This window comes from Bradyrhizobium sp. CIR48 (assembly GCF_014198315.1).
Classification (GTDB): domain Bacteria; phylum Pseudomonadota; class Alphaproteobacteria; order Rhizobiales; family Xanthobacteraceae; genus Bradyrhizobium.
In genome coordinates this window covers 64,382-90,204 of the sequence record NZ_JACIHG010000008.1, presented here as the reverse complement: position 1 = coordinate 90,204, position 25,823 = coordinate 64,382, and the positions used below count along the sequence as shown (strand labels likewise).

The following is a 25,823-nucleotide window of genomic DNA, read 5'->3' as shown; positions in this document are numbered from 1 at the left end:
GGCGACGGGCAGGCCTGCTTGAATGGCGGGTACAAGAAGAGACATGCGAGGGAACGTGAGAAGGGAGACGTCATGGCGTCCCTGATCGCCGGCGGGGTGGATTGCGACGTGCATCCGGCCGTGCCGCATCTGACCAGCCTGCTGCCCTACCTGAATGACTATTGGCGCGATCAGGTGACGACGCGCGGCATGGTCGATCTCGTCTCGCAATCCTACCCGCAGAACTCGCCGATCGTGGCGCGCCCTGATTGGCGCCCCGAGAGCGGCAAGCCGGGCGAGAGCCTCGACGACATGCAGCGCCATGTGCTCGATCCGTTTCAGCTCAGCTACGCCATCTGCAATCCACTCTACGGCGTGCAGATGGTGTTTTCGGAAGATTTGCAGGCCGCCTTCTGCCGCGCGCTGAACGACTGGCTGCTGAAGGAGTGGCTCGATCGCGACAAGAGGCTGCGCGGCTCGATCGTGATCCCGACGCAAAGCGTCGAGAAGGCCGTGGCAGAAATCGAGCGCTGCGCGCAAGATAAGCGCTTCGTCCAGGTGCTGATGCTGGTGATGGGCGACTCGCCGCTCGGCAAGCGCGCGCTGTGGCCGATCTATGAAGCCGCGGAACGGCTGGAACTACCCGTCGGCATTCACGCGGGTTCCGCCTATCACAATCCGCCGACCGCCGTGGGATGGGGTTCCTACCACATCGAGGACTATGTCGGGCAGGCCCAGGCGTTCCAGGCCCAGCTCACCAGCCTGATCGTCGAGGGCGTGTTCGCCAAATATCCGCGGCTGAAAATGGTGATGCTGGAATCCGGCGTCTCCTGGATCTCTCCCTATCTCTGGCGCCTGCACAAGTTCTGGCGCGGGGTGCGGATGGAGACGCCCTGGGTTGATCGCGCGCCGCTGGATATTGTGCGCAGCAACATCCGCTTCTCCTTACAGCCATTTGATGCGCCGCCAGACGAGGCGACATTAATTCGCCTGTTTGATCATATGCAGTCCGACGAATTGGTCCTATTCTCCACGGACTATCCGCACTGGCAGTTCGACGGCCAGGACGCGCTGCCCGAAGGTCTCACCCCCGATCTCGTGCGCAAGATCATGATCGAAAATCCACATGCGACCTATCCCCGCCTGAAATGAGCCCGCTGCCAAAGGAGGCAAGGCGATGAATATCCAATTCCGCGAGAGCCAAGAAGCCGCTTCCCCACTGACCGTCAAAACCGCGATCGCGGACTGCGACATCCATCCGGCACGCGCCACCCGCACCGAGCTTTATCCCTATCTCGCCAAACGTTGGCAGCATCATCTCGAAGTCTACGGCGTCCATGCCTATCAGGGCATGATGGAAGGCCCGCCCTATCCGAAGGCCCAGCCCAACGCCTCGCGCCGCGATGCCTATCCGCCCGAAGGCGGCCCGCAGGGCTCCTCGCTGTCGTTCATGCAGAAGCAGCTGCTTGATCCCAACAACGTGCAGCTGGGCGTGCTCAATCCGCTCAACACCGGGCAGGGCATCCGCAATCACGAACTCTCGGCCGCTTTGTGTTCGGCGATCAACGACTGGCAGATCGACAAATGGACCAGCAAGGACAAGCGGCTCAAAGCCTCGATCGTCGTCGGCAATGAGGACGGGCTGTCGGCCGCCGCCGAAATCCGCGAGCGCGCCGGCGACAAGAACTTCGTGCAGGTGCTGCTGCTCAGCCGCAATGTCGAGCCGCTCGGCCAGCGCCGTTACTGGCCGATCTACCAGGCCGCGGAGGAAGCCGGCCTTCCCGTCGGCGTCCACGCCTTCGGCTTCGGCGGCAATCCGATTACGCCGTCCGGCTGGCCGTCCTATTATATCGAGGAGATGGTGGGGCACTCGCAATGCCAGCAATCGGCGCTGGCGAGTCTCGTGCTGGAGGGGGTGTTCGAGCGCTTCCCGAAACTGAAGATGGTGATGATCGAGGCTGGCTTCGGCTGGGCGCCGTCGCTGGCCTGGCGGCTCGACAAGACCTGGCAGCGCCTGCGCAGCGAGGTGCCGCATGTGAAGCGGCCGCCGTCGGAATATATCCGCGAGCAGGTATGGTGGACGACGCAGCCGATGGAGGATCCTGAAAGCCGCGAGGATCTGTTCGATGTCATCAACTGGATCGGCTGGGATCGCCTGTTGTTTGCCACCGACTATCCGCATTGGGACTATGACGAGCCCTCCCGCGTCTTGCCTCCAGGCGTCAGCGAGGCCAATCGCGAGGCGTTCTATCTCGGCAATGCGCGCGCGCTGTACGGGATTGGTTGATGGCGCGGCATGTGATCGCGCCGGTCGATGAACTGCCGCCGGGGACGCGAAAATTTCTGGAGATCGACGGGCGGCCGATTGCGGTCTTCAACATCAAGGGTGAATATTTCGGCCTGATGAACCGTTGCCCGCATCAGGGCGCGGCGCTGTGCGAGGGCCCGCTGATCGGTCTTGCGCAGTCGAAGGAGCCCGGCGAAATCGAATACACCAGGCTCGGCGAGATCATCCGCTGCCCCTGGCACGGCTGGGAGTTCGACATCCGCACCGGCCAGTCCTATTGCGATCCCCGCCGCTTCCGCGTGAAGGCCTATCCGGCGCATGTCGAGCCGGGCGCGAGCGTGGTGAAGGGGCCATATGTGGCCGAGACGATCCCGGTGAAAGTCGAGAGCGATTACGTGGTGGTGGAGCTGTAGCCCCATCTCTTTACCCTCCCCTGGAGGGGGAGGGTCGATCGCGCGGAGCGCGAGCGGGGTGGGGTGATCTCTCCCCAGGGGCAGCGTTCGATGCGGAGGGACCTTCACCCCACCCCGTCTCACATTATCGCTGCGCTCAATGTGAGCCGACCCTCCCCCTCCAGGGGAGGGTAAGAGGCGGCGATGATCGAAGCGACCATCAACGCCCCGCCACAGGCTCGGCCACCGCATCATATGTCGGCACCGCCTTGCCGCCGCCGCGGTACACCGTCGAGGCCGCGATGATGCCGAGCAGTGCAGCGAGCATCAGCCAGAAGCCGGGCGAGGCCTTGTCGCCGGTATGCTCGATCAGCAAGGTCGAGGCGAACGGCGTGAAGGTGCCGAACAGGGCGGCGGCGAGCGCGAAGGCGAGCGAGAAGCAGGTGGTGCGCACATGCGCCGGCACGATCTCGACCAGCGCGCCCAGCATGGTGCCGCTGTAGACGCCGAAATAGAACGAGAACATCATCTCGACCGCGAGCAGCTTGCCGAAGCTCGGGGCCGTCACCAGCCAGTGCAGCGCCGGGTAGGCGGTGGCGAGCGACATGCAGGCGATCGCGATCAGCACCGGCTTGCGGCCGATCCGGTCGGACAGCGCGCCGCCGACCGGGTTCCAGAAGAAGTTGGTCACGGCGACGAGCAACGTGACCAGCAACGCGTCCTGCGTCGACAGCTTCAGCACGGTCTTGCCGAAGGTCGGCGTGTAGACGGTGACGAAGTAGAACGTCGTCGTGGTCAGGATCGCGATCATCATGCCGAGGATGACGATGCGCCAGTTGGCGAGCGCGGAGGCGAACACCTCGCTGGCCGTCGGATGCTTTTTCATGGCGAGGAAGGCCGGCGTCTCCTCCAGCGTCCGCCGCAGGACAAAGATCAGGGGGATGATCAGGCAGCCCACGAAGAAGGGAATGCGCCAGCCCCAGGCGGCGACGGTGTCGGCCGGCATCACCTCCGAAAGGATGTAGCCGAGGATCGAGGCGACGAAGATTGCGACCTGCTGGCTCGACGACTGGAAGGAGGTGTAGAAACCGCGATTGCCCGGCGTGGAGATCTCCGAGAGATAGACCGACACGCCGCCGAGCTCGACGCCGGCGGAGAAGCCCTGCAGCAGACGTCCGACCAGCACGATGATGGGCGCGGCGATGCCGATGGTCGCATAGCTCGGGCAGAATGCGATGACGACGGTGCCGAAAGCCATGATGGCGAGCGTGACGATCAGGCCCTGGCGGCGGCCGATGCGGTCGATGTAAGCGCCGAGCACGATCGCGCCGACCGGCCGCATCAACGCGCCGAGCCAGAACACGCCGAAGGTGTTGAGCAGCGATGCGGTCTCATCAGAGGAGGGGAAGAACGCCTTGCCGATCGCGGCGGCATAGAAGCCGAACAGGAAGAAGTCGAACTGCTCGAGAAAATTGCCTGACGTGGCGCGCAGGATGGCGCCGATGCGGGATTTGATCGCGGGTGGATTGGTCGATGCGGCTGGTCCAGCCATGGCGTTGCTCCCCTTGGAAAGGTCTGGCCGGACCGGGAAATCATCCCACGGCAAGGCGACAGAGACTGCGACAATCTGCCACGCCTCTTCCCGCGCGAGGCGGGGCGAGTCAATCCGTTTTGCGGAGGAAGCTGCTGATTTTTCAGGCTTTATTTTGCGTTGCAGCAAGCAGCCAATGGCGGAATGCGGTTAGCTTCGGTGCTTCGCGGCGCCCCTCGGGCGCGACCAGGTAGAAGCCGGCGTCGGCCGGTAGCGCGATCTTGAAGGGCACCACGAGGCGGCCCTTGGCGATGTCGTCCTGGACGTAGGAGGTCCGTCCCATCGCGACGCCAATGCCGTCGATCGCGGCCTGGATGGTCATGAAGATCATGTCGAAGGTGATACCGGGGTGCCTCGCGATGTCGGCCGGCAGGCCTGCCGCGGTCAGCCAAAGCCGCCAATCGTCGCTGTTGGCGCTTGAGGTGTGCAACAGCGGATGGTTTCCCAGATCTTCGGGCCGGCGCAGTGGCTTGTCGCCACGCAATAGCGACGGACTGCACACCGGAAACAGCTCATCCGCCATCAGCCAGTCGGCGCGCAGGCCCGGCCATTGGCCGCGGCCGTAGCGGATCGCGGCATCGACATTGTCGCGTTGGAAGTCGACGAAGCTGGTCGAGGTGGTGATACGAACGTCGATGCCGGGATGCTGCTCCTGGAAATCCGTCAGCCGCGGCAACAGCCATTTTGCGGCGAGCGAGGCCAGCGTTGAGACCGTCAGCACCTTGTCGTCGTCCTTGCGCAGCAACCGGTCGGTCGCAAGCCGGAGGTCGTTGAAGGCAGCGCGGACGCCGGGGAGGTAGTCGCGCGCCTCCGGGGTCAGGGCCAGCGCACGGTTCTGCCGGATGAACAGGCGGATGCCGAGCTCCTCCTCGAGCCTTCGGATCTGATGGCTGATCGCGGTCTGCGTCACGTTCAGCTCGGCCGCCGCCAGCGTGAAGCTGAGATGGCGCGCGGCGGCCTCAAACGCCCGCAATCCGTTCAGGGACGGCAATCTGGCAGTCATTTGGCAGCAGGATACATGACGTTAATTCATGCGAAAAGGTACAAATTGTCGTTTGTCGCACTGCACCAGGAAGCAGATATTAGCAGTCAACTTAGCTCCAGGAGCTGAAAATGTCTACTTTGACTGACAATTCGATGACAAATCATCATGCGCCCGGCCTGGTCCAGCAGATCGGCGAGACCCTCCATGTCTGGCACGAGCGCTACCGTAACAGGCGCGAACTCACCCAATGGACCGCGCGCGACCTTCAGGACGTCGGGTTGTCCTGGAGTGACATCGCCTACGAGGCCGACAAACCCTTCTGGCGGGCCTGATTGGCCGCCAGGCCGGCGCCGCCTGACTGTTGGGGCGCCGGCGGTCCCTTTTTGTCTCGAGCATGTGTCATGACCGCTCTTCGCCTCGAAGATTTGAAGCAATATTCGGACACGCTGCGCACCCGGCGGGGTGAGGCGCTCAATGTCCGCTTCGTCGAGCCGCGCGATACCGACGAGCTTCAGCACTATTTCCGCTCGCTCTCGACCCCCTCCCGCTACAACCGTTTCTTCGGCGCGATCAGCGAGCTGCCGAACGGACTGCTGCACGACTTCCTTCAGATCGGCGAGCGCGAACGTTTCACCGTGGTCGCGACCATGATGGTCGACGGCTTCGAGACCATCGTCGCCGAGGCGCGCTATGCGCTGCAGGCCGAAACCGCGACGCTTGAATTCGGCCTGTCGGTTCATGATCGCTGGCAGGGCCACGGCATCGCCACAGCGCTTTTGAAGAATCTCGAATGCCGCGCGGCCGCGCTTGGCGCCGAGCACATCTTTGGCGACACGCTACGCTCCAACGAGGCCATGGTCTCGCTCGCCCGCAAATCCGGTTTCGCCTTCGTCAATCACCCTGATGATTGGAAGCTGGTGCGCTTCGACAAGGAGATCAGCGTCGCAGCAAAGGATATTCCCTGCGCGAGCTGGCGCCTTGCCGCCCTTTCCCGTCAGGCCGAAAGCCCCTCAGCCTCGGTTTGACAACACTGCAAGCCCGGCCTGGTCATCCAGCGCCGGGCTTTTTTTCTTCGTAGCCTGGATGGAGCAAAGCGCAATCCGGGATTCTTTTCGCGCTCGGCAGGCTTCCCCGGATACGCTTGCGCTCCATCCGGGCTACGGCGCCTACTTCCCCGTGAACACCGCTTTCCGCTTCTCGATGAAGGCCTGCACCGCCTCCTTGTGATCGGCGGTCGTGGTAAGGCGGATCAGCCGTTCGGCTTCGTGGTCGCGCGCGGTTTCGAAGTCGAACAGCACGGCTTCGTCGAGATTATCCTTCATGTAGCGCAGCGCGAGGCGGGGGCCTTCGGCGAGCGATTTGGCCAGCGCGAAGGCCTCGGCTTGCAATTTGTCATCGGGCACGACGCGGTTGACGAGGCCGATGGCCTCGGCGCGCGCGGCATCGACACGGTCGCCGGTGAACATCAGCTCGCGCGCCCGCGCGGTGCCGACGAGGCGGGTGAGCAGCCAGGCGATGCCGTAGTCACCACTCAGTGCGATGCGGGCATAGCCGGTGGCGACGAAGGCCGATTGCGCGGCGATGCGGATATCGCAGGCCATGGCGATGGCGAGTCCGGCGCCAACCGCGGGCCCGGGCAGGGCGGCGATGGTCGGCTTGCGCACCGACACCAGCGCGCCGGTGAGCAGCCGTTGCCGTTCCTGCAGATCGGCGATGCGATCTTCCAGCGGCATCTCGAGCTTTGCCTTGTCGCGATGGGCGCCCATGCCCTTGACGTTGCCGCCGGCGCAGAACGCTTCGCCCGCGCCGGTGATCAGCAGCGCGCCGACGCCGGGGTTCTCGCCGCAGCTGCGGATCATCGTGCGCAGCGCCGGTGTCAGCGTATCCGACAGCGAATTGCGCGCCTCCGGCCGGTTAAGTGTGATGACAGCGACGCGGTCGCGGATGACGCAGAGGAGCTCGTTGGTGCCGGTGTCGATGGTGGTTTCACTGCTCATTATTCCTCCCCACTCTCGTAGGGTGGGCAAAGCGAAGCGTGCCCACCATTGCTTTTCGCGTCCGAGATGGTGGGCACGGCGCGTTGCGCCTTTGCCCTCCCTACGGCATCTCGCCTCAGAACTTCTCCACCCAGGGCCGCAGCTCGAGCTCCCAGCTCCAGGCGCTGCGCGGCTGCTGCAACACGTTCCAATAGCTCTGCGCGATCGCGTCGGGATCGAGCATCGAATCCGGCTTGTCTTCGGCTTCCGTCCGCGCCGCGCTACGGATGCCGCCGTCGATCACGAAATGCGCGACATGAATGCCTTGCGGCGACAATTCGCGCGCCAGGCTCTGCGCGAGGCCGCGTAGCGCAAACTTGCCCATCGCGAACGAGGCCGACTGCGCGTAGCCCTTGACGCTGGCGGAGGCGCCGGTGAACAGGATCGCGCCGTGCTTGTTCGGCAGCATGCGTTTTGCAGCCTGTTGCGCAACCAGAAAACCGCCATAGGCGCTGACCGCGATCGCGTTGGCGACGTCGGCAGGGACGAGGTCGACGAACGGCCCGCGCGTGCGGCCGCTGGCATTGTAGACCACGAGGTCGGGAGTGCCGATCTCGCGCTCGACGAGGCCGAACAGCCGCTCGACCTCCTCCGGATCCGCCGCGTTGCAGGCATAGGCCTTCGCACCGGTCTCGCTACAGAGCGCGCCCAGCTTCTCGATCTTGCGCGCCGCCAGCGCGACCCGAATGCCTTGCGCAGCCAGCAAGCGCGCCAGCGAAGCGCTCAGGCCTTCGCCGGCACCGACGATGAGGGCGATCTTGTATTTCGGATGTTCCATGGCGTGATCTCTCGCAGACGGGAAGCCGTTGATCTATGCATGGTCCGCGCGGACAACCAGCCGGGACGTTCACAATTCCGCAGGGCGAGTTTGCTCCCTCGCGGCGATCATGCCGCCCTGACGATTTGCGGCTTTATCCGCATCCGCCGCTGGAGCATGATCGACATCAACCCAAGCGGCAAGCGCCAAATCAGCGCAAAATGTCCGCACGACGGAAACCAAGAGGACGATTATGCCCAAGCCGGCCCCAGCGCAGCCGAAGAATGTCGTGGCCGCATCATCCGGACTGCTGGCGCCCGACACCACGGGGATGAACTTCTACCGCGCCGATCCCGCGCTGACCGACCTGCTCCGCATCCATCTCCCGGAAAATCTGTTCCGCCATATCGAGCCGCATCTCGATCGTCTCGGCGAACTCGCCGGCGGCCGGCTCGACGACTGCGCGCGGCTCGCCGACCGTCATACACCGGTGCTGCACCAGCGCGACAAGTTCGGCCGCGACGTGCAGTGGATCGAATATCACCCGGCCTATCGCGAATTGGAGAACGCGGCGTTCGGCGAGTTCGGCATCCATGCGCTCTCGATCCGCAAGGGCATCATGGGCTGGCCGGACAAATATCCCGTGGTGGCCAAACACGCCTTTACTTTCCTGTTCAACCAGACCGAATTCGGCATGGGTTGTCCGATCAACGTCACCGACGGCTGCGCAAAGCTGCTGGCGAATTTCGGCAGCGAGGCGCTGAAGGCGAAATATCTGGACGGCCTGACCCAGACCGACATGAGCAAGCTGACGCAAGGCGGCCAGTTCATGACCGAGAAGGAGGGCGGCTCCGACGTCGGCACGCTGACCACGCGCGCGGTGCAGGAGGGCGACCATTGGCGCCTCTATGGCGAGAAATGGTTCTGCTCGAATGCCGACGCCAAAGTCGTGATGCTGCTGGCGCGCCCCGAAGGCGCCGGCCCCGGCACGCGCGGCGTCGGCCTGTTCCTGATGCCGCGCTTCCTCGACGACGGCTCGCAGAACCACTACCGGATCGTGCGTCTGAAGGACAAGCTCGGCACACGCTCGATGGCCTCGGGCGAGATCAAGCTCGAAGGCGCGATCGCCTATGCGGTCGGCAAGCTCGACCGCGGCTTCGTGCAGATGGCCGAGATGGTGAATTCGTCGCGGCTCTCCAACGGCGTCAAGTCGACCGCGCTGATGCGCCGCGCCTATCACGACGCGATGACGGTTGCGACAAATCGGGTCGTGTTCGGAAATCGCATCATCGACCTGCCGCTCGGCCGACGGCAGATGCTGAAGATCATGCTGCCGGTCGAGCAGGCGCTGTCGATGAGCTTTCTCACTGCGGACGCGCTCGACCGCGCCGAGGCCGGCAGCCAGGATGCCGCGGCGCTGCTGCGCATCCTCACCCCGACGCTGAAGTTCCGCGCCACGCGCGATGCGCGTAAGGTCTGCGGCGATGCGCTCGAGATGCGCGGCGGCATCGGCTATATCGAGGAATTCGCGACGCCGCGCCTGCTGCGCGATGCGCATCTCGGCTCGGTCTGGGAAGGCACCGGCAACATCGTCGCGATCGATGCGCTCCGGCGCGCGGTCGGCCGCCACGGTGCGGAGTCCGCGTTGGCGGCCGATCTGCATGCGCGGCTCGATGACAGTGCATCCGTGCCGCAGGCCTGGCGCAACAATCTACGTGGCCTCGTCGATCGCGCCGTCGGCTTCGCGCGTGAGGTCGCGGCGAAATCCGAGAACGAGGCCGATGCGCGTCGTGCGACGAGCCTGCTCTATCATGTCGCCAGCGCCGTCGCGCTCGCCTGGGAGGCACATCGCATCCACGAGATGCGCGGCGATGCGCGCCGGTTGCTGTTGTCGCGGCTCGTCATCGATCATCGGGTGGCGCCAAGCGATCCGTTCCGGCTGACGGAAAATGCGACGCAAGCCAGGATCGCCGCGCTGCTGCTCGGCGACAGCTCCGCCGGCATGAGCGAGGTTGGCGAACTGGTTCTGGCAGCGTAGGCTGCACGCCACGATCAAACCAAGAAACGCGACAGGGAGAGCTCGATGAAGGCCGCCGTCCTCTATGAAGTCAACCAGCCGCTCGTCATCGAGGACGTCAGCCTGCCGAAGCCGGGCCCGCGCGAGGTCTTGATCCGCACCACGGTCGCCGGGCTCTGTCACTCCGACCTGCATTTCATGGAAGGGCTCTATCCGCATCCGCTGCCCGCGGTGCTCGGCCACGAGTCCGCCGGCGTCGTCGAGCAGGTCGGCTCCGATGTCACTTACGTCAAGCCGGGTGACCACGTCGTCACCTGCCTGTCGGTGTTCTGCGGCACCTGCGACAACTGCACCACGGGCCGCACGGTGCTCTGCACCGACACCACCGTGAAGTTGCTGCCGGGCGCCTCAAACCGGATGCAGTGGTCCAAGCCTGAGAAGCTGCACCAGTTCCTCAATCTCTCGTCCTTTGCCGAACAGATGCTGGTGCACGAGAACGCCATCGTCAAAATCCGCAAGGAGATGCCGCTCGATCTCGCCGCGCTGATCGGCTGCGGCGTCATCACCGGCTATGGCGCGGTGGTGAATACCGCGAAGGTGACGGCCGGCGAGACCGTGGCGGTGATCGGTTGCGGCGGCGTCGGCATGGCCGCAATCAATGGTGCGCAGATCGCCGGGGCCGGCCGCATCATCGCCATCGACACCAATCCGGCCAAGCTCCAGCTGGCGACCAAGCTGGGTGCGACCGACATCATCAACCCCGCCGACGGCGACGTCGTGAAGCAGGTGCGCGATCTCACCAATGGCGGCGTGCATCATTCCTTCGAGGTGCTCGGCCGCAAGGAGACCGCCGAGCAGGCGTTCGGCATGCTCGCCTCCGGCGGCACCGCCACCATCGTCGGCATGATCCCGTTCGGCCAGAAGATCGAGTTGCACGGTTTCGATTTCCTGCGCGAGCGCAGGATCCAGGGCTCCTCGATGGGTTCGAACCATTTTCGCGTCGACATGCCGCGCTTGGTCGACTTCTACCTGCGCGGACGGCTGCATCTGGAGGACTGGATCTCGGCGAAATTGAAGCTGTCCGAGATCAACGAGGGTTTTGCCAACATGAAAGCCGGCAAGACGTTGCGCAGCGTGATCGTGTTCGACAGCTAGCGCCACGGACGCCGTCGTCGCTCGAAAATCAAGTCAACGCGACGCGGCCGGCCCATCGGCCGAGGCGCAACGTGTCTCCTTGACGAGAAGCAGCGTCATGGCCGTGGCGAGACCCGCGACGAGCATATACGCGAGGGATACGTTCAAGCCGGGACCCGCGAACAGCAGATAGGAGAACAATCCCGCAGTCGACGCGGTGAAGCCAAGCCAGGCAGACCTCGGAAGGCGAAATCCACGTTCGCCGTGGCGGAGATCGAGCACGAGGTAGAACACGAGAAGGGTGTTGCAGAGCGCCGCCGGCAACAGGCCCATGACGATCTCGCTCTCGAATGCGAGGTAGGATAGCACGCCATCGACTTGGGCAATCACCGCGAACGGCAGATAGCGCAGATTGAGGCAGGCCAGGGCGATCGCCGCAAGCTCGAACCCGTAGAAATAGCGCTCGTGCATCTTCGGAAGCAAATACGGCATGAGGATGAGCGATACGCACGCGACGAGCAGAATGAACTCCGGCCCCGTCCGCCTGGACTGTGCGATGAAGATCGATAGGGCAAGCCCGCTCGCCGCCGCGAGCACGAGGCCGGCGGCGACGCCGACCGTGTACGGCGTTCCTCCCGCGAACACCCAGATATTCGCTGCATTCATGGTCAGGTGATGAAATGTGTTGGCTTGGCCGAGATAGATCCCGAATACGGAGACCAGGGACCTGCCGGCGATGAGAACCGGAATGGCGAGGATCGCATAGGCTGCCGGAATAGCGGCAAGCCATGCCAGGTGGATCCTGCGGCGCAGGATCATTCCAAGCACGAACGGCCCCAGGAAGACGCCTTGGGCTTTCACCGAGCAGGCCACTGCGAACGGCACAACGCCGTTTCGGTCCCGCATGAACATCGCCACGGAAATCAGCGCGAAGAAGGTCCAGATCGAATCGGCCTGTCCCCACATTGCGCCATTGAAGAGCACTGTCGGCGCAAGCCACACCGCGCAGAAGGCCAGGGAGGCGCGCAACGGCACACTTGTCACGCGCCAGACCATCTGGGCCACGACGATCGCGCAGCCGAACTCGAATATGGCCGAGATCATCTTCACGAGAGAAAGCGGCTGGCCTAGCCAATCGAACTGCGTGGCGATCAGCAGCAGGTAGCTGTAGAACGGCGTGTAGTTGGTGAAAGCCTCGGCCAGCCCGCCAATGCCGTGATCTCGCGCAAAGCTATACCAGGTGATGTACTCGGCGGCGTCGGCGGTCGCGTGTTCCCGCGCGAGGTAACGGAGCACAAGGCCCACGAGCCCGCACCCGACCGCTACCGCAATCGGAATCCGCCATCTCTGAGGCAGCGTCTCCTCTTGATTGACGCGACGATAGGTGTCGCGGAGCGCGCCTATCTCAATTGTATCGTTTGTCACGCAATCACTCTCGCCGGATTTGAGCAGTACCCTCGCCGGGGCCCAGAAGCACCCCGAGCTTCGCAACGCGTCCTCGTGACATGCTCGAGATCGATGCCCTGAGGGGACCTCTCGTCGCCTGCAATTTTGACGGGCGAACGATTGCCAGCTGGATAAATCTCAGATGAGCGGTTTGCCCATTGCTCGGGAAAAGATTGTTTGGTTAGCGATTGCTTTATGGCAGTCGTCGAATCCCGCGGTGCGAGGGGGGAACGGCAGCGTCCCCTCCTCACCGCGACACGTGTGCCGACACCGCGAGCCACTTGCCATTTTGCTTCGCCCAGCAATCGGTGTAGCGCCCCGTCGCCTGCTGGCCATCCGCCGTGGTGTAGCTCGTCGCGGCGTGGATGACGGCGAAGTCGCCCATGATGCGGATGATGACGTCGCGCTCTTTCAAGTTCCGGATAGCGATCGGCCGCGCCGTCTGCTCCAGGAAGGCGGCACGGTCGACCAGCGTCTTGTCGGGATTGGAGCAATAAAACTCCGCCGCCAGGATTTCGTCGAAACGCTTGACGTCGCAGTTCTGCACGGAGGCAACGTAGTCACGGTTGAGGGCGGTGAGTTGGTCGAGGTCCTGGCTCATGCCGCTTCCTTTCCGTCATTCCGTGGCGCCCGACGCGCGAGCCCAGAAATCGCGACGTTGTCGTCCTCTGTCATCGCGAGGAGCCCGCGACAAGATTGCGAAGCAATTTTGCGCTGGCGACGAAGCAATCCGGACTGTCGCCTCGAAAAATCCTGAATTGCTTCGCTTCGCTCGCAATGACGGGAAGAACTAGTCATTGAATAATGGCGGCGGCTGGAACCCGCCGAACTCACGCTCAATCAGTTCAGCGAGCCTGAGCGGCGTGCGATCTTCGAGGAAAGGGCCGATGATCTGGACGCCGACCGGCAGACCATCCTTCGACAGGCCGAGCGGAACGGCCGTGGCCGGCAAGCCCGTCAGCGTGGCGATGCCGGGCCAGGCAAGCTGGTCCGGATAGACATGGTCCTTGCCGTCGATATTGATCCGGCGCTTCTCCTGCTCCGGCGAATGATCATGCGGATAGGCGGGGGTCGGCATGATCGGGCAGATCAGCGCATCGAATGACCTGAACAATTGCCGCCACTGCGCACGCAGCCCGGCGCGCGCGCCTTCGTCGAACACCCAGGCCTGATGGCTTGAGGTCATGCCGCGCAGGCGCTCGGCCGCAAGACTCTTGTCGTCGGGCGAGAGTTGCGCCGCGCCGGCCCGCGCGCCGGCGAGAATGTCCGGCGGAAGGAAGGCGCCAAGGAAGCTCATCAGCATGCGCATGTAGAGACGCGAGGCCTCCCGGAAGTCCGGAAACAGCGGGCTTTCGCGCGCGACGTTCGCGCCGGCGCCCGTCAATCGCCCGGCCAGCGTCTCGATCGCGCCGCGAATGTCGGAATTCGCAGGCAGCAGCGGATGGCTGTCGATCACGAGCAGGCGGAAATCCCTCAGCCTGTCGTGGCGTGCGTCCGGCAGCGCCAGCTTGTATCCGATGCCGAGGTCGACCGGATCGGGACCGGCCATCACGTCCAGCAACAGCGTCAGGTCGGCTGCACTGCGGGCCATCGGGCCGATCACCGCCATATCGCGTTCCATCGGGACCGCCGGAAATGGCGGCGGCGTATGGCCGCGCGTGGGACAGAGATTGTATGTCGGCTTGTGCGCATAGACGCCGCAATGGAATGCCGGCACGCGCAGCGAGCCGCCGATGTCGGATCCGAGCGAGAGCGGTCCGTAGCCGGCCGCAAGCGCTGCCGACGAGCCGCCTGATGAGCCGCCGGGCGTGCGGCCGAGATCGTATGGATTGTTCGTCGTGCCGTAGATGTCGTTGTAGCTCTGCCAGTCCCCCAGGCCCACGGGAACATTGGTCTTGCCGAGAATGACGCCGCCGGCGTTCTTCACCCGGGAGATCGACAGCGCGTCCTCCGTTGGCTTGAAATCCTTTTGCGGCGTCCAGCCCCAAGTTGTGGGCAGGCCCGCGATGTTGAAGGATTCTTTCACCGTCACCGGAATTCCGAGCAGCGGTTTTTTCTCGCCGCGCGCCAGCGCCACATCCGCCTCGCGTGCCGCACTGCGGGCGCGATCAAAATCCCGCACGCAGATCGCATTGACCTTGCCGTCGTGACGCTCGATGCGGTCGATGGCATCCTGTGTAAGCTCGACCGCGGAGACCTTCTTTGCGGTCAATGCGGCCGACAGCTCGACCGCGCTCTTGAAACTCCATTCCGATCTGGCCACGGCGCTTCTCCTGCTCTTGTTGTCGGAGGATGATGCGCAGTTTGCCCGAATGCTGCAACCGCCGTTTGATCGCGATTGATGCCCGGTCGAGCCGGGGCATGACAGCGAGGGTGGGGGCTTACGCCGCCCCGATCAACACGCCGACCGCGAGCACGATCGCGCCGCCGAGCACGATCTGGAACACCGCCTGGAGGAACGGCGTGTCCATATAGCGGGAGCGAATGAAGGCGATCGCCCACAATTCGAAGAACACGACGACGCAGGCGACCGCGGTTGCGATCCAGAACGCATTGGCCCAATGATCCGGCACCAGATAGGGCGCGGTATGGCCGAGCCCGCCGAGCGTCGTCATCGCGCCGCAGGTGATGCCGCGCAGCCAGGGCGAGCCGCGCCCCGTGAGCGATCCGTCGTCGGACAGCGCCTCGGCAAAGCCCATGCTGATGCCGGCGCCGATCGATGCGGCGAGGCCCACAAGAAACGTTTGCCAGTTCTGGTGGGTGGCGAAGGCCGCCGCGAACAGCGGCGCCAGCGTCGAGACCGAGCCGTCCATCAATCCGGCGAGGCCCGGCTGCACATATTGCAGCACGAACATGCGGCGGTTGGTGCGATCCTCCTCGGCGCGGACGTCGGAATTCAGGATCTCGCCCGTCAGCTTTGCGGCGGTCTCCTCGTGACCTTTCTCGGCTTCGGCGAGATCGCCGAGCAACCGGCGCACGCCGACGTCCTGGGCCTGCTCGGCGGCCTTCACATAGAAGCGCTCCGCCTGCATCTCCATGGTCTCGACTTCCCTGCGGATGGCGTCGAGCGACAGGTTCTTGGTCAGCCAGACCGGGCGGCGGCGCAGGAATCCCTTGACGTCCTCGCGCCGGATCGGCGGCAGATGCTTGCCGAAGCGCTGCTCGTATAATTCCAGCAGCATGTGCCGGTGGCCGCGCTCTTCCTCGGCCATCTCCTCGAAGACTTTTGCCGTGTCCGGGTAACGCTCGCGGAGGTCCTCGGCGAAGGTCATGTAGATGCGGCTGTCCTCCTCCTCGGAGGAGATCGCGACCGCAAGCACCTCGCGCTCGGTCAGATCGGCAAAATTCTTCACGGTGGCCCTGTATCGATAGTTTAGAACTATTCTAAACTATATAAGGGGCCGGGGTTCCCGGGTCAAATCACGCGGTGCGGGTTCTGGCGAGGAATTCCAGCAGCAGCCCGCTCACCTCCGCGGCTTGCTCCTGCTGCACCCAATGTCCGGCGCCGTCGACGAGATGGCAGCCGAGCATCCTTGTGCAGCCGCGCCCCTGCATCGTCTCGAACACGCCCGGACGCTGGTAAGTGCCCCAATCCTGCTTGCCTGAGATGAAGCATGAGGGCACGTCGATGCTGCGTCCTGCAAACAGCTGCATCTCGCTGTTGAGCATGCCCGACGTGCCGTAGCGATACCATTGCAGCCCGCCCTGGAATCCGGTGCGGCCATATTCGGCGCTGTAATAGGCGAGGTCGCTGTCCGGCAGCCATTGGTTGGCGGCGATCGCGGCGGGTGAGGGCATTTCCTTCGCCACCGTCTCGGCCATGGTCTGGTTCAGGTCCATCACATAGTAGGTCGGCAGTTTCGCGAGTTCATCCGCCGACCAGGACTTCAGCGGATACGGCTTGTTGTCGGTCCAGTCCGCGCTCTTGTGATGATAATAGGCGCGCAGGAAATCATGGACGCCCTGCGGCGCGTGCTGCATGTCGGCGTTCGCCTCGCGTATCGAATAGTACCATTGATAGTGCTTGCGCGGCCGCGGCAGCGCGGCGAGCTCGCGATGCACGGAGTCTTCGGCGGGCGGCTTTGCTGGTGTGTCGACGGTATTGAAGGGCAGGGGCGGCGGCCCGCCGAACGGCGCGCTCATCATCGTCACCGAACGAAACACATCAGGCCTTATCAGCGCGCACCAGGATGCGACCGGGCTGCCGAAATCGTGCCCGACCAGATCGACCTGCTTGTAACCGAACGCCGACACCAGTCCGAGCGCATCGCGCACCAGGTTGAAGAGCGAGAAGGGCGCGAGATCGCCGTCGTATTCCGCGCGCCATCCCGTCGTGCGGCCATAGCCGCGCTGGTCCGGCGCGATCACGTGATAGCCGGCCGCAGCCAGCGTCGGCATCACCTTGCGCCAGGAGAAGGCGAGCTCGGGAAAACCGTGCAGCAAGAGGACGCATGGCCGCCCCTTGGTCTCGAACCCGGCCTCCAGCACATGCATGCGCAAGCCGTTGATGCCGTCGACATAACGCGAGCGGATTCCGGCGGGCAGGGGGATGTCGGGGAGTGCGGGCATCGTGTCTCTCCACTCGGGTGGAATCGCAGGGTGGGCAAAGCGGAGCGGGCCCACCATAAAGAGTGGTGGGCACGGCGCGCGAAGCGCGCGCCTTTGCCCACCCTACGGCATCTCGCTAAACAGCCGCGCACACGAATGCACTGCCCTTGCGCCGGATCTTCCCCACCGAAGGCGAGGGGAAATGCGCGGTACAGCACAGCGTGTCGGTGTCGCAATAGCGTTCCAGGAAGCTGCGGCGCGTTTTCGCTGCCGCGACCGGATCGACGTCGAACTTGATCGACAGCTCCGGATAAAGCGTCTGCAGCGGCGAGTGCATGAGATCGCCGGAGAACACGGCATCGTCCTTGCCGCGGCCCATCGTGATGGCGATATGACCCGGCGTATGGCCCGGCGTCGGCAGGATGCGGACGTGATCGCCGATCTCATGATCGTTGCCGACGAGCTCGTGCCTGTTAGCCTCGACCACCGGCAGCACGCTGTCGGCGAAGGGCGGAATCTCCGTCTTCGCATTCTCCGCGAACCAGTGGTCGTATTCCTGCCTGGCGAAGACGTAGCGCGCCTTGGGGAAGGTCGGCACCCAGCGGCCGTTTTCCAGCCGCGTGTTCCAGCCGACGTGATCGACATGCAGATGCGTGCACATCACGAAGTCGATGTCCTCGACCGCAAATCCGGCGGCGCCCAGCCCGCGCAGATAGGTGTCGTCGGTCTTCATGTTCCATTTCGGCCGCGGCCTCGGCTTGTCGTTGCCGATGCAGCTGTCGACCAGGATGGTGTGATGGGGCGTCTTCACCACATAGGACTGAAAGCACAGGAGCAGCACGTCCTGGTCATCCAGCGCCTTGCTCTCGCGCATCCATGCCCGGTTCTCGGCCAGCACCTCCGCCGTCAATCCCGGCAGCATCTCCAGCGCCGGGACGAACGAGGTTTCCTGCTCAATGACGCGATGGATGGTGAGATCGCCGACCGAGAACTTCAGGCTCATGAGAACTCCGGTTGTACAGCATGATTCCGGAAAAGTGTGCAGCGGTTTTCCGACAGGATCATGCTCAGACAATCAAGCTAAAGCGCGATGACGATCATCGCGCTTTAGCTGGCCGGCGGCACCGAGATTTTCACGGAGGGCCGCTCCAACATCTTCTGGTGGAAAGCGTCGAGCTTCGGATAGGCCTTGCGCCAGCCGCAATCGGCGAAGCGGAAATCGGCATAGCCGAGCACGCAAACGAGGCCGATCTGCGAGATGTCGAAGGGACCATTGAGGACTTCGGGCATGTTCTCGAAGCGCGCCATGCCGGTCCAGGCGCGGTTCCAATGGTCGTCCGACCACGCCTGCCATTGCAGGCCCTGCGGCCGCACCATCTTCTCGTAGCGGCACAGCAGCATGGAATCGAGCATGCCGTTGATCAGGGAGTGATTGGTCTTGGCCTTCCAGCGCCGCGGGCCGTAATCCGGGATCAGGCTGCCGCCGGCGATCTCGTTGAGATATTCGACGATGACGTAGGAATCCAGGATGACGTCGCCATCATTGGTGATCAGCACCGGCAGCTTCTTCAGCGGCGTGATCTTCGAATAGTCCTCATTGGCCGTGCCCGGTGCGACGCTTGCGGGCACGAGCTCGATCTTGTCGATCAGCCCGAGCTCGATCGCGGCGATGCGCACCTTGCGGGCGAAGGGCGAGGCGGGGGAGAAGGTGAGTTTCATTGGAAATAACCTCTATCCAGGCACACAGTCCTCATCCTGAGGAGCGCGCCTCTTGGCGCGCGTCTCGAAGGATGGACAACGAGGGACGCTCTCTTCGTCGCCCGGCGCGAACGCCGGGCAACCGTGCTTGTGGCGCATCCTTCGAGACGCGCGCGTTGCGCGCTCCTCAGGATGAGGGCGGCGGCTTACGCCGCGATAATCTCCTGCCTCTGCTCGCCGAGACCCTCGATGCCGAGGCTGACGACGTCGCCGACATTGAGGAAGGTCGGCGGCTTCATGCCGAGGCCGACGCCGGGCGGGGTGCCCGTGGTGATGACGTCGCCCGGCAGCAGCGTCATGAACTGCGAGACATAGGAGATGCACTTGGCCATGGAGAAGATCATGGTCTTGGTCGAGCCGGTCTGGCGGCGCTGGCCGTTGACATCCAGCCACATCGACAGGTTCTGAACGTCCTTGATTTCGTCCTTGGTGGCGAGCCACGGACCGAGCGGGCCGAATGTGTCGTGCGACTTGCCCTTGGTCCACTGTCCGAGGCGCTCGATCTGGAAGGCGCGCTCGGAGACGTCGTTGCAGACGCAGTAGCCGGCGACGTGATTCAGCGCGTCGGCTTCCGAGACATATTTCGCACGGGTGCCGATGATCGCGGCGATCTCGACCTCCCAGTCGAGCTTGGTCGAGCCGCGCGGCTTTTCGACCGCATCGTTCGGGCCGGACAGCGATGTGTTTGCCTTCATGAAGATGATCGGCTCGCTCGGGATATCGGCGCCGGTCTCCTTGGCATGGTCGGAGTAGTTGAGGCCGATCGCGACGAATTTCGAGATGCCGGTGACGGGCGCGCCGAACCGCGGCTTGCCGGAGACCGCCGGGAGCGAGGCGGGGTCGAGGCCTGCCAGCTTCTTCAGGTTCTCGGGCGAATAGGCCTCGCCGGTGAGGTCCTTCAGATGCGCCGACAAGTCGCGCAACTGGCCGGATTTGTCGATCAGGCCGGGCTTTTCCGCGCCCTTTTCGCCATAACGAACAAGCTTCATTCTCGTTTCTCCCTAGGAATGGACCGATCGGTTAAACAGCTTCATGGAACAGGGCGGCGGGAAATTCAACCGCCCAGAGCGGGGCGCATTGCAGCCCTCTGGATTCGATGGGCGGACGGCGCTCTTGTGTCCCGGACGCGGCCCGGCATGAAATGACGCGGCGCAGAGCCGGGATCCAGATACATGGGCCCCGGCTTAGCAGCGCATCACTTCGTGCTGCGCAGCATCTGGGGCACGAGACTTAGGCTAGCGCCACAAACCTGAATGCCTCTCCATCCCGCCTGATATGCCCGGCCGAAAAGTGCCCGCCGATCACCAGCGTCGGCGTGTCGGCAAAGCGGCCGAACAATTCGCGCCGTGTCTTTGCGGATTGGCTCTGGTCGGAATCCGCGGTCGAGGACCAGTCGAGATGCGCCATCTGGCAAGGGTGATGGGCGACGTCGCCCGTGAGCAGACCCTGCTCGCCGTCCGATCGGATGAGAATGCTCATATGGCCGGGACTGTGGCCGGGGGTCGGGACCATGCTGATCTCCTCGCACAGCTGGTGATCGCTCGGGATCAGATCGGCCCGGCCGGCATCGACGATCGGCTTCACGGAATCCTCGAACACGGCCCGCTTGTCCGGCTCGGTCGAATGTTCCAGCCAATGCTCGTATTCGGTCTTGCCGAAGACGTAGCGTGCCTTGGCAAATGTCGGCACCCATCGGCCGTCGACCAGGCGCGTATTCCAGCCGACATGATCGACATGAAGATGCGTGCATAGCACCGTGTCGATGCTGTCGGGCGCAAAGCCCGCCGCCATCATCGTCGCCAGGAACGGCGTGGTGCGGTTGTTCCAGGTCGGAACATTGCGGCCCTGCTTGTCGTTGCCGAGGCCCGTATCGACAACGATGCGGCGCGAAGGCGTCTCCACCACCAGCGAATGGATCGACATTTTCAGCCGGCCCTCTTCGGTGGCAAAATGCGGGATCAGCCAGGGTAGCTTCTGAACCTCTGCGTTGCTCGCGAGCGGCAGGATGAAGCGGGTCGAGCCGACCGTCTCCAGCTCCACAATCTTGGTGATTTTGACTTGGCCGACCTTCCACTGCATCCGGCGCCTTCCCATGTTTTTGCCTTGATGCCGAAAGATGCGCCGTTTCCGCCATCAAGCGCAATGGATCATCTGACGCGGTGCGGCGTTATCGCGGGAACCCCAGGAAAAAGCCGAAGAGGAAGCCATGCCAGAGCTTGCGATTTCCGCGGAGAAGGTCGCCTTCATCATCGAGAAGGCGCGTGAATTCGACGTCAAGGAGGGCGATTCCGATCCGGATTCCGGCTCGAACGCGAGCGATGACGACGCGCTCGATGTTCTCGAGGATGACGGCTCCGATCCTGTCGTCCAAGAACTCGGAAGCTTCATGATCGCCCTGAACGAGGACGAGCAGCTCGATCTCGTCGCGCTGACATGGCTCGGTCGCGGTGACGGCACGATCGACGAGTGGGACGATTTGCGCGCCCGCGCGGTGGAGGCGCGCACCGAATATCGCAGCCCGCGCCGCGAAACCGTGCATTATCTGCTTGGCGAGCCGATGCTGGGCGATCTGCTCGCCGATGGTCTCGACGAATTCGGCATCGACTGGACCGACGAGCGCACGACGGCCGACTCGTCTGGTCCGAGCCAGCAGGACGAAGACGAGCCGACGAAGCAGCGGTGATGATCGGGCTCTGACGCCTCCGCATCGTCATGGCCGGGCTTGACCCGGCCATCCACGTCGTACTTTGCCGCACAAAGAACGTGGATGCCCGGGACAAGCCCGGGCATGACGATCTTTCGTGGAATGCGCCGTTGCGGATGCGATGATGGGTTACAACGTCCCCGGGAACGCGCCGCCATCCAGCAGGATGTTCTGCCCCGTAATGAAGCCGGCCTTGGCGCCGCACAGGAAGGCGCAGGCATAGCCGAATTCGTCGGGCTGGCCGAAGCGGCCGGCGGGGTTGAGCTTGGCGCGCTCGGTCAGGATCTGCTCGGCCGAGACGCCGCGCTTGTCGGCCTCGGCCTTTGCGGTGCCGGTCAGGCGATCCGTCTCGAACGGGCCGGGCAGCAGGCCGTTGATGGTGACGTTGTTGATCACGGTCTTGCGCGACAGGCCGGCGATGAAGCCGGTGAGGCCGGCGCGCGCGCCGTTGGAGAGGCCGAGGATGTCGATCGGCGCCTTCACCGCGGCCGAGGTGATGTTGACGATGCGGCCGAACTTGCGCGCCATCATGCCGTCCACGGTCGCCTTGATCAGCTCGATCGGCGTCAGCATGTTGGCGTCGATCGCCTTGATCCAGTCGTCGCGGGTCCAGTTGCGGAAATCGCCGGGCGGTGGACCGCCGGCATTGTTGATCAGGATGTCGGGCTCGGGGCAGGCCTTCAGCACGGCTTCGCGCCCGGCCGGCGTCGTGATGTCGCCGACGATCTCGGTGACCTTCACATCAGGATAGGCCTTCCGGATCTCGTCCGCCGTTTTCTTCAAAGCTTCCGCGCCGCGCGCGGTCAGCGTGACGTCAACGCCGGCATCAGCCAGCGAGATGGCGCAGGCGCGCCCGAGACCCTTGCTGGATGCGCAGACGATGGCGCGGCGACCTTTGATCCCAAGATCCACTGTTTCACTCCCGTAATGTCAGGCAGGTTTTGGATGCCGCTATTCTAGCCAACATCGGTGCCGCTGATAAGGCATGGGCTCGCATCAAAATGCATGGCGCGTCCGCGCGGCGATGCAAATGCGCAGGCATGATCCGGAAAAGTGCGTATCGGTTTTCCGAAAAGTTCATGCCCAAACAACAAAGGCGCGATCTTCTCGCGCGTCAGATGCGCCGCTCCTGCTTGAGGCGGTCGATCGCGGAGCTCGCTTCCGGGGGCAGCGATTTGAAGCCCATCTGACCCGCCGTCGAGAACAGCGGCCGCAGATGCGAGCCGGCGAGAAACGGCGGCTGTTTGTTGGCCGGCACGATCTGGTCGAACACCAGGACCAGCGTGGTGGCGACGAGACCGACCCTGACGGCGCCGAGCGCGGCACCGCCGAGCCGGTCGCCGATACCGGCGTCGCGGATGGTGTCGTTCAGCGCCAGGCGGCCGATATAGCCGAACAGCATGCCGACCACCACGAAGATGCCGAACAGCCAGATCCAGTTCTGCAGCAGAGGCGCATTCGGATTGCCGGCGATTTGCGGCGCGATCAGCGGCATCAGCGCGACCGCGATCGGCGCAGCGAGGAGATAGGCGAGGATGGTCATGGCGCTGCGGAGCAGGCCGGTCCTGAAGCCGAAGCCGGCCGCGATGGCGAGCGCGGCATAGACGGCGAGATCGAAATTGTTCATGAGCAAACTGCCTCAATGGAACGAATGAACGCCGGACCGATCATTCCGGTTTCAGATCGCTAAAATCGTCTGTATTGATGGCTCCAAAAGCTCGAGGGTTACGCCAATGTCAGGCCTATTCGACGTCAGTAAAGAAACCATCCTCGTCACGGGCGCGAGCCAGGGGCTGGGGCGGCAATTTGCCCGGGTGCTCGCCGCCCACGGGGCGGCCGTCGCGCTCGCGGCGCGTCAGGCCGACAAGCTGAAGAGTCTTGAGGAGGAAATCCGCGGCAAGGGCGGCCGCGCCGCCGCGGTCGCGCTCGACGTCACCGACATGGCCTCGATCGCGCGGGCCGTCGATGCGGCAGAGGCTGCGCTCGGTCCCGTCACGGTGCTGATCAACAATGCCGGCATCGCCATCGAGAAGCTCGCCACCGAGCAGACCGAAGCGGATTGGGACGCGGTGATTGGCGCAAATCTCAAGGGCGCCTATTTCCTCGCGACGGAAGTCGCGCGGCGCATGATCGCGCGCAAGCAGTCAGGCAACATCGTCAACATCGCCTCCGTGCTCGGCACCGGCGTCCTGAAGGCGGTGTCGCCTTACGCGATCTCCAAGGCCGGCATCATCCAGGCCACCAAGGCGATGGCGCTGGAGCTCGCCGGCCAGAACATCCGTATCAACGCGCTCGCGCCCGGCTATATCGACACCGAGATGAACCACGCCTTCTGGTCGACCCCCGCAGGCGAGCGCCTGGCCAAGCGCATCCCGCAGCGTCGTGTCGGCGCCGAGTCCGATCTCGACGGCGCGATTCTGCTGCTGGCGTCACAGGCGTCGCGGTACATGACGGGGAGTGTGATTACCGTCGACGGTGGTTTCCTGTTGAACTAAGTCTCACTGGCGTCCCGGACAAGCGCGCCTCAAGCGCGCGCAGATCCGGGATACATAACCGCAGCGGCCGACTAACCCGCCCGGATCATATCCGCCGCCTTCTCCCCGATCATGATGGTCGGCGCGTTGGTATTGCCGCCGATCAGCGTCGGCATGATCGAGGCGTCGACGACGCGCAAGGCCTCGACGCCGTGTACCTTCAGTGCCGGATCGACCACGGCCATCGCATCCGTCCCCATCTTGCAGGTGCCGACGGGGTGATAGACGGTGTCGACGCGATTGCGCAAAATGTTGCGGATGTCGTCGTCGGTTCTCACGTCGGACGTGAACATGTCCTTCTTCTGCAGCGCGCGCAGCGCCGGCGTCTCTATCAGCCGCCGCGTGGTCTTGAAGCCCGCGACCATCGCCTCGAGATCCTCCGCTTCGCCCAAAAAATCCGGATCGATCATGGGCGCTGCGAGCGGATCGGCGCTCTTCAGCGACACGCTGCCGCGGCTCTTCGGCCGCAACAGGCAGACGTGACACGAGAAGCCCGCCTCCTTGTGCTTCTTGCGGCCGTGGTCGTCGAGCATCGCGATGACGAAGTGAAGTTGGATGTCCGGTACGTCGAGGTCAGGCCGGGTTTTCAAAAAGCCGCCGCACTCGGCGAAATTGGTGGTCATCAGGCCGCGCCGTTCACGGCGATAGCGCTGGATGGCACGGAGCAGGGACGGCAAGCGGCCGAGCGAGGCATGAACGAAGTGCGGATAGTCGGAGGCGTAGACGAACACGAAATCCGGGTGGTCCTGCAGATTGCGCCCGACGCCGGGCAGATGATGGAGCACGCCAATGCCGTGCGTTCGAAGCGCATCGCCATCGCCGATGCCCGACAGCATCAGCAATTGCGGTGACTGGAAGGCGCCGCCGGCAAGGATCACCTCGCGGCGCGCGCGCAGCTGCTTCGTCTGCTTGCCCTGCACATATTCGACGCCGACTGCGCGCCCTCCTTCGAACAGGATTTTCGTGGCGTGTGCCCCCGTCTCGACGCGCAGATTTGTGCGCTTGTCGATGTGGGGATGCACATAGGCGCGCGCTGCGCTCCAGCGTTCGCCATTGTGCTGCGTCACCTGATAGCTGCCGAGCCCTTCGTGATCCTCACCATTGAAGTCCTCGCGAATGCGGAACTGCGCCTCGCGTGCGGCCTGATGGAAGACATCATGGATCGGATTGTCCGCGCGCAGTCGGTTGACATGCAGCGGGCCGCCCTTGCCGTGATACTCGCCGTCGAAATCGGAGTTGTTCTCCGAGCGCTTGAAATACGGCAGCACGTCCGCATACGACCAGCCGGCATTGCCGAGCGAAGCCCAGTGGTCGTAGTCCCATTTGTGGCCGCGAATGTAGACCATGGCGTTGATCGCCGAGGAGCCGCCGAGGCCCTTGCCGCGCGGCTGATAGCCGATGCGGCCGTTCAGTCCCTTCTGCGGCACGGTGTCGAAGGCCCAGTTGGCCGTTTTGTAGGGCAGAGCAATCCCAAACGGTGTGGTGATGCGCCAATTGTCGTTCGTCCCGCCCGCATCGAGCAACGCCACGGACGTCGCCGCATCCTCCGACAGCCGCCCCGCAATTGTGCAGCCGCCGGAGCCCGCGCCCACGACGACGAAATCGAATGTATCGGTCACTTGTTTCCCCCTATCGTCATTCCGGGTTCGCGCTTC

25 protein-coding genes are annotated in these 25,823 nt (G+C 64.0%); 9 read left to right on the top strand and 16 right to left on the bottom strand.

All coding sequences use genetic code 11. The features are described 5' to 3' along the window. The first annotated feature begins 72 nt into the window (after positions 1–72). The 3 genes from GGD66_RS24285 to GGD66_RS24275 are packed head-to-tail and all read left to right on the top strand — an operon-like array spanning position 73 to position 2,679. Positions 73–1,131: an amidohydrolase family protein gene (locus tag GGD66_RS24285; protein ID WP_183259203.1), complete on the top strand. Its 1,059-nt coding sequence runs from the start codon at positions 73–75 to the stop codon at positions 1,129–1,131. A gap of 25 nt (positions 1,132–1,156) precedes the next feature. After that, positions 1,157–2,266 (top strand): amidohydrolase family protein, encoded by a 1,110-nt coding sequence (locus GGD66_RS24280; protein ID WP_018321370.1) that lies wholly within the window; start codon positions 1,157–1,159, stop codon positions 2,264–2,266. Beyond that, positions 2,266–2,679, top strand: coding sequence for a Rieske (2Fe-2S) protein (locus tag GGD66_RS24275; protein WP_018321371.1), 414 nt, complete (start codon positions 2,266–2,268; stop codon positions 2,677–2,679). The genes GGD66_RS24280 and GGD66_RS24275 overlap by 1 nt, the downstream gene beginning before the upstream one ends. 199 nt (positions 2,680–2,878) lie before the next feature. Here GGD66_RS24275 and GGD66_RS24270 read toward each other — a convergent pair whose 3' ends face one another. Then, positions 2,879–4,210, bottom strand: a complete 1,332-nt coding sequence (locus tag GGD66_RS24270; RefSeq protein WP_183259202.1) for an MFS transporter — start codon at positions 4,208–4,210, stop codon at positions 2,879–2,881. A gap of 142 nt (positions 4,211–4,352) precedes the next feature. Next, positions 4,353–5,252 carry a transcriptional regulator GcvA gene (locus GGD66_RS24265; RefSeq protein ID WP_183259201.1) on the bottom strand — a complete coding sequence of 300 codons (900 nt, stop codon included), beginning with the start codon at positions 5,250–5,252 and terminating at the stop codon, positions 4,353–4,355. A gap of 110 nt (positions 5,253–5,362) precedes the next feature. Between GGD66_RS24265 and GGD66_RS24260 the strand changes: the two genes are divergently transcribed. Next, positions 5,363–5,566, top strand: a complete 204-nt coding sequence (locus GGD66_RS24260) for a DUF1127 domain-containing protein (protein ID WP_018321374.1) — start codon at positions 5,363–5,365, stop codon at positions 5,564–5,566. Positions 5,567–5,635: 69 nt separating this feature from the next. Then, complete coding sequence (locus GGD66_RS24255) at positions 5,636–6,259, top strand: GNAT family N-acetyltransferase (RefSeq protein WP_183259200.1); 624 nt, start codon at positions 5,636–5,638, stop codon at positions 6,257–6,259. Between the two features lie 141 nt (positions 6,260–6,400). Here the strand turns inward: GGD66_RS24255 and GGD66_RS24250 are convergent, their stop codons facing one another. Together GGD66_RS24250 and GGD66_RS24245 are read right to left on the bottom strand one after the other, a co-directional pair. After that, positions 6,401–7,231 carry an enoyl-CoA hydratase gene (locus tag GGD66_RS24250; protein WP_183259199.1) on the bottom strand — a complete coding sequence of 277 codons (831 nt, stop codon included), beginning with the start codon at positions 7,229–7,231 and terminating at the stop codon, positions 6,401–6,403. Between the two features lie 115 nt (positions 7,232–7,346). Beyond that, positions 7,347–8,048, bottom strand: a complete 702-nt coding sequence (locus GGD66_RS24245) for an SDR family NAD(P)-dependent oxidoreductase (RefSeq protein WP_092254227.1) — start codon at positions 8,046–8,048, stop codon at positions 7,347–7,349. Between the two features lie 232 nt (positions 8,049–8,280). On the opposite strand from GGD66_RS24245, the gene GGD66_RS24240 reads away from it, so the two are divergent. After that, the gene (locus GGD66_RS24240; RefSeq protein WP_183259198.1) at positions 8,281–10,065 is read left to right on the top strand and encodes an acyl-CoA dehydrogenase family protein; all 1,785 of its coding nucleotides are present in this window, start codon (positions 8,281–8,283) and stop codon (positions 10,063–10,065) included. A gap of 45 nt (positions 10,066–10,110) precedes the next feature. Continuing rightward, on the top strand, positions 10,111–11,199 hold the full coding sequence (locus GGD66_RS24235) for a Zn-dependent alcohol dehydrogenase (RefSeq protein WP_028140641.1): 1,089 nt from the start codon (positions 10,111–10,113) through the stop codon (positions 11,197–11,199). Positions 11,200–11,232: 33 nt separating this feature from the next. Here GGD66_RS24235 and GGD66_RS24230 read toward each other — a convergent pair whose 3' ends face one another. The 9 genes from GGD66_RS24230 to GGD66_RS24190 form a co-directional block, all read right to left on the bottom strand. Further along, on the bottom strand, positions 11,233–12,603 hold the full coding sequence (locus tag GGD66_RS24230) for a hypothetical protein (protein ID WP_183259197.1): 1,371 nt from the start codon (positions 12,601–12,603) through the stop codon (positions 11,233–11,235). 268 nt (positions 12,604–12,871) lie between these two features. Beyond that, on the bottom strand, positions 12,872–13,225 hold the full coding sequence (locus tag GGD66_RS24225; protein WP_092254233.1) for a nuclear transport factor 2 family protein: 354 nt from the start codon (positions 13,223–13,225) through the stop codon (positions 12,872–12,874). A 189-nt stretch (positions 13,226–13,414) separates the two neighbouring features. Next, positions 13,415–14,887 (bottom strand): amidase, encoded by a 1,473-nt coding sequence (locus tag GGD66_RS24220; RefSeq protein WP_183259196.1) that lies wholly within the window; start codon positions 14,885–14,887, stop codon positions 13,415–13,417. 118 nt (positions 14,888–15,005) lie between these two features. Continuing rightward, positions 15,006–15,977 carry an iron exporter MbfA gene (gene mbfA / locus GGD66_RS24215; RefSeq protein WP_183259195.1) on the bottom strand — a complete coding sequence of 324 codons (972 nt, stop codon included), beginning with the start codon at positions 15,975–15,977 and terminating at the stop codon, positions 15,006–15,008. Between the two features lie 67 nt (positions 15,978–16,044). Then, positions 16,045–17,193, bottom strand: coding sequence for an alpha/beta hydrolase (locus tag GGD66_RS24210; RefSeq protein WP_183259194.1), 1,149 nt, complete (start codon positions 17,191–17,193; stop codon positions 16,045–16,047). Positions 17,194–17,308: 115 nt separating this feature from the next. Continuing rightward, the gene (locus tag GGD66_RS24205; protein ID WP_183259193.1) at positions 17,309–18,175 is read right to left on the bottom strand and encodes an MBL fold metallo-hydrolase; all 867 of its coding nucleotides are present in this window, start codon (positions 18,173–18,175) and stop codon (positions 17,309–17,311) included. A gap of 104 nt (positions 18,176–18,279) precedes the next feature. Further along, entirely contained in the window at positions 18,280–18,891 is a 612-nt protein-coding gene (locus tag GGD66_RS24200) for a glutathione S-transferase family protein (protein ID WP_092254243.1), read from the bottom strand. A 185-nt stretch (positions 18,892–19,076) separates the two neighbouring features. After that, on the bottom strand, positions 19,077–19,919 hold the full coding sequence (locus tag GGD66_RS24195) for a fumarylacetoacetate hydrolase family protein (protein WP_183259192.1): 843 nt from the start codon (positions 19,917–19,919) through the stop codon (positions 19,077–19,079). 241 nt (positions 19,920–20,160) lie between these two features. Continuing rightward, complete coding sequence (locus GGD66_RS24190; RefSeq protein WP_183259191.1) at positions 20,161–21,009, bottom strand: MBL fold metallo-hydrolase; 849 nt, start codon at positions 21,007–21,009, stop codon at positions 20,161–20,163. Between the two features lie 127 nt (positions 21,010–21,136). Here GGD66_RS24190 and GGD66_RS24185 point away from each other — a divergent pair, with 127 nt between their 5' ends. Next, on the top strand, positions 21,137–21,613 hold the full coding sequence (locus tag GGD66_RS24185) for a DUF3775 domain-containing protein (protein ID WP_026202540.1): 477 nt from the start codon (positions 21,137–21,139) through the stop codon (positions 21,611–21,613). A 150-nt stretch (positions 21,614–21,763) separates the two neighbouring features. Here GGD66_RS24185 and GGD66_RS24180 read toward each other — a convergent pair whose 3' ends face one another. Further along, on the bottom strand, positions 21,764–22,546 hold the full coding sequence (locus tag GGD66_RS24180) for an SDR family oxidoreductase (protein ID WP_018321389.1): 783 nt from the start codon (positions 22,544–22,546) through the stop codon (positions 21,764–21,766). 202 nt (positions 22,547–22,748) lie between these two features. Next, entirely contained in the window at positions 22,749–23,261 is a 513-nt protein-coding gene (locus tag GGD66_RS24175) for a CvpA family protein (protein ID WP_183259190.1), read from the bottom strand. A 106-nt stretch (positions 23,262–23,367) separates the two neighbouring features. Here GGD66_RS24175 and GGD66_RS24170 point away from each other — a divergent pair, with 106 nt between their 5' ends. Then, entirely contained in the window at positions 23,368–24,129 is a 762-nt protein-coding gene (locus GGD66_RS24170; RefSeq protein ID WP_183259189.1) for an SDR family NAD(P)-dependent oxidoreductase, read from the top strand. Positions 24,130–24,200: 71 nt separating this feature from the next. On the opposite strand, the gene GGD66_RS24165 is transcribed toward GGD66_RS24170, so the two are convergent. Further along, on the bottom strand, positions 24,201–25,787 hold the full coding sequence (locus GGD66_RS24165; protein ID WP_183259188.1) for a GMC family oxidoreductase: 1,587 nt from the start codon (positions 25,785–25,787) through the stop codon (positions 24,201–24,203). Positions 25,788–25,823: the final 36 nt, after the last annotated feature.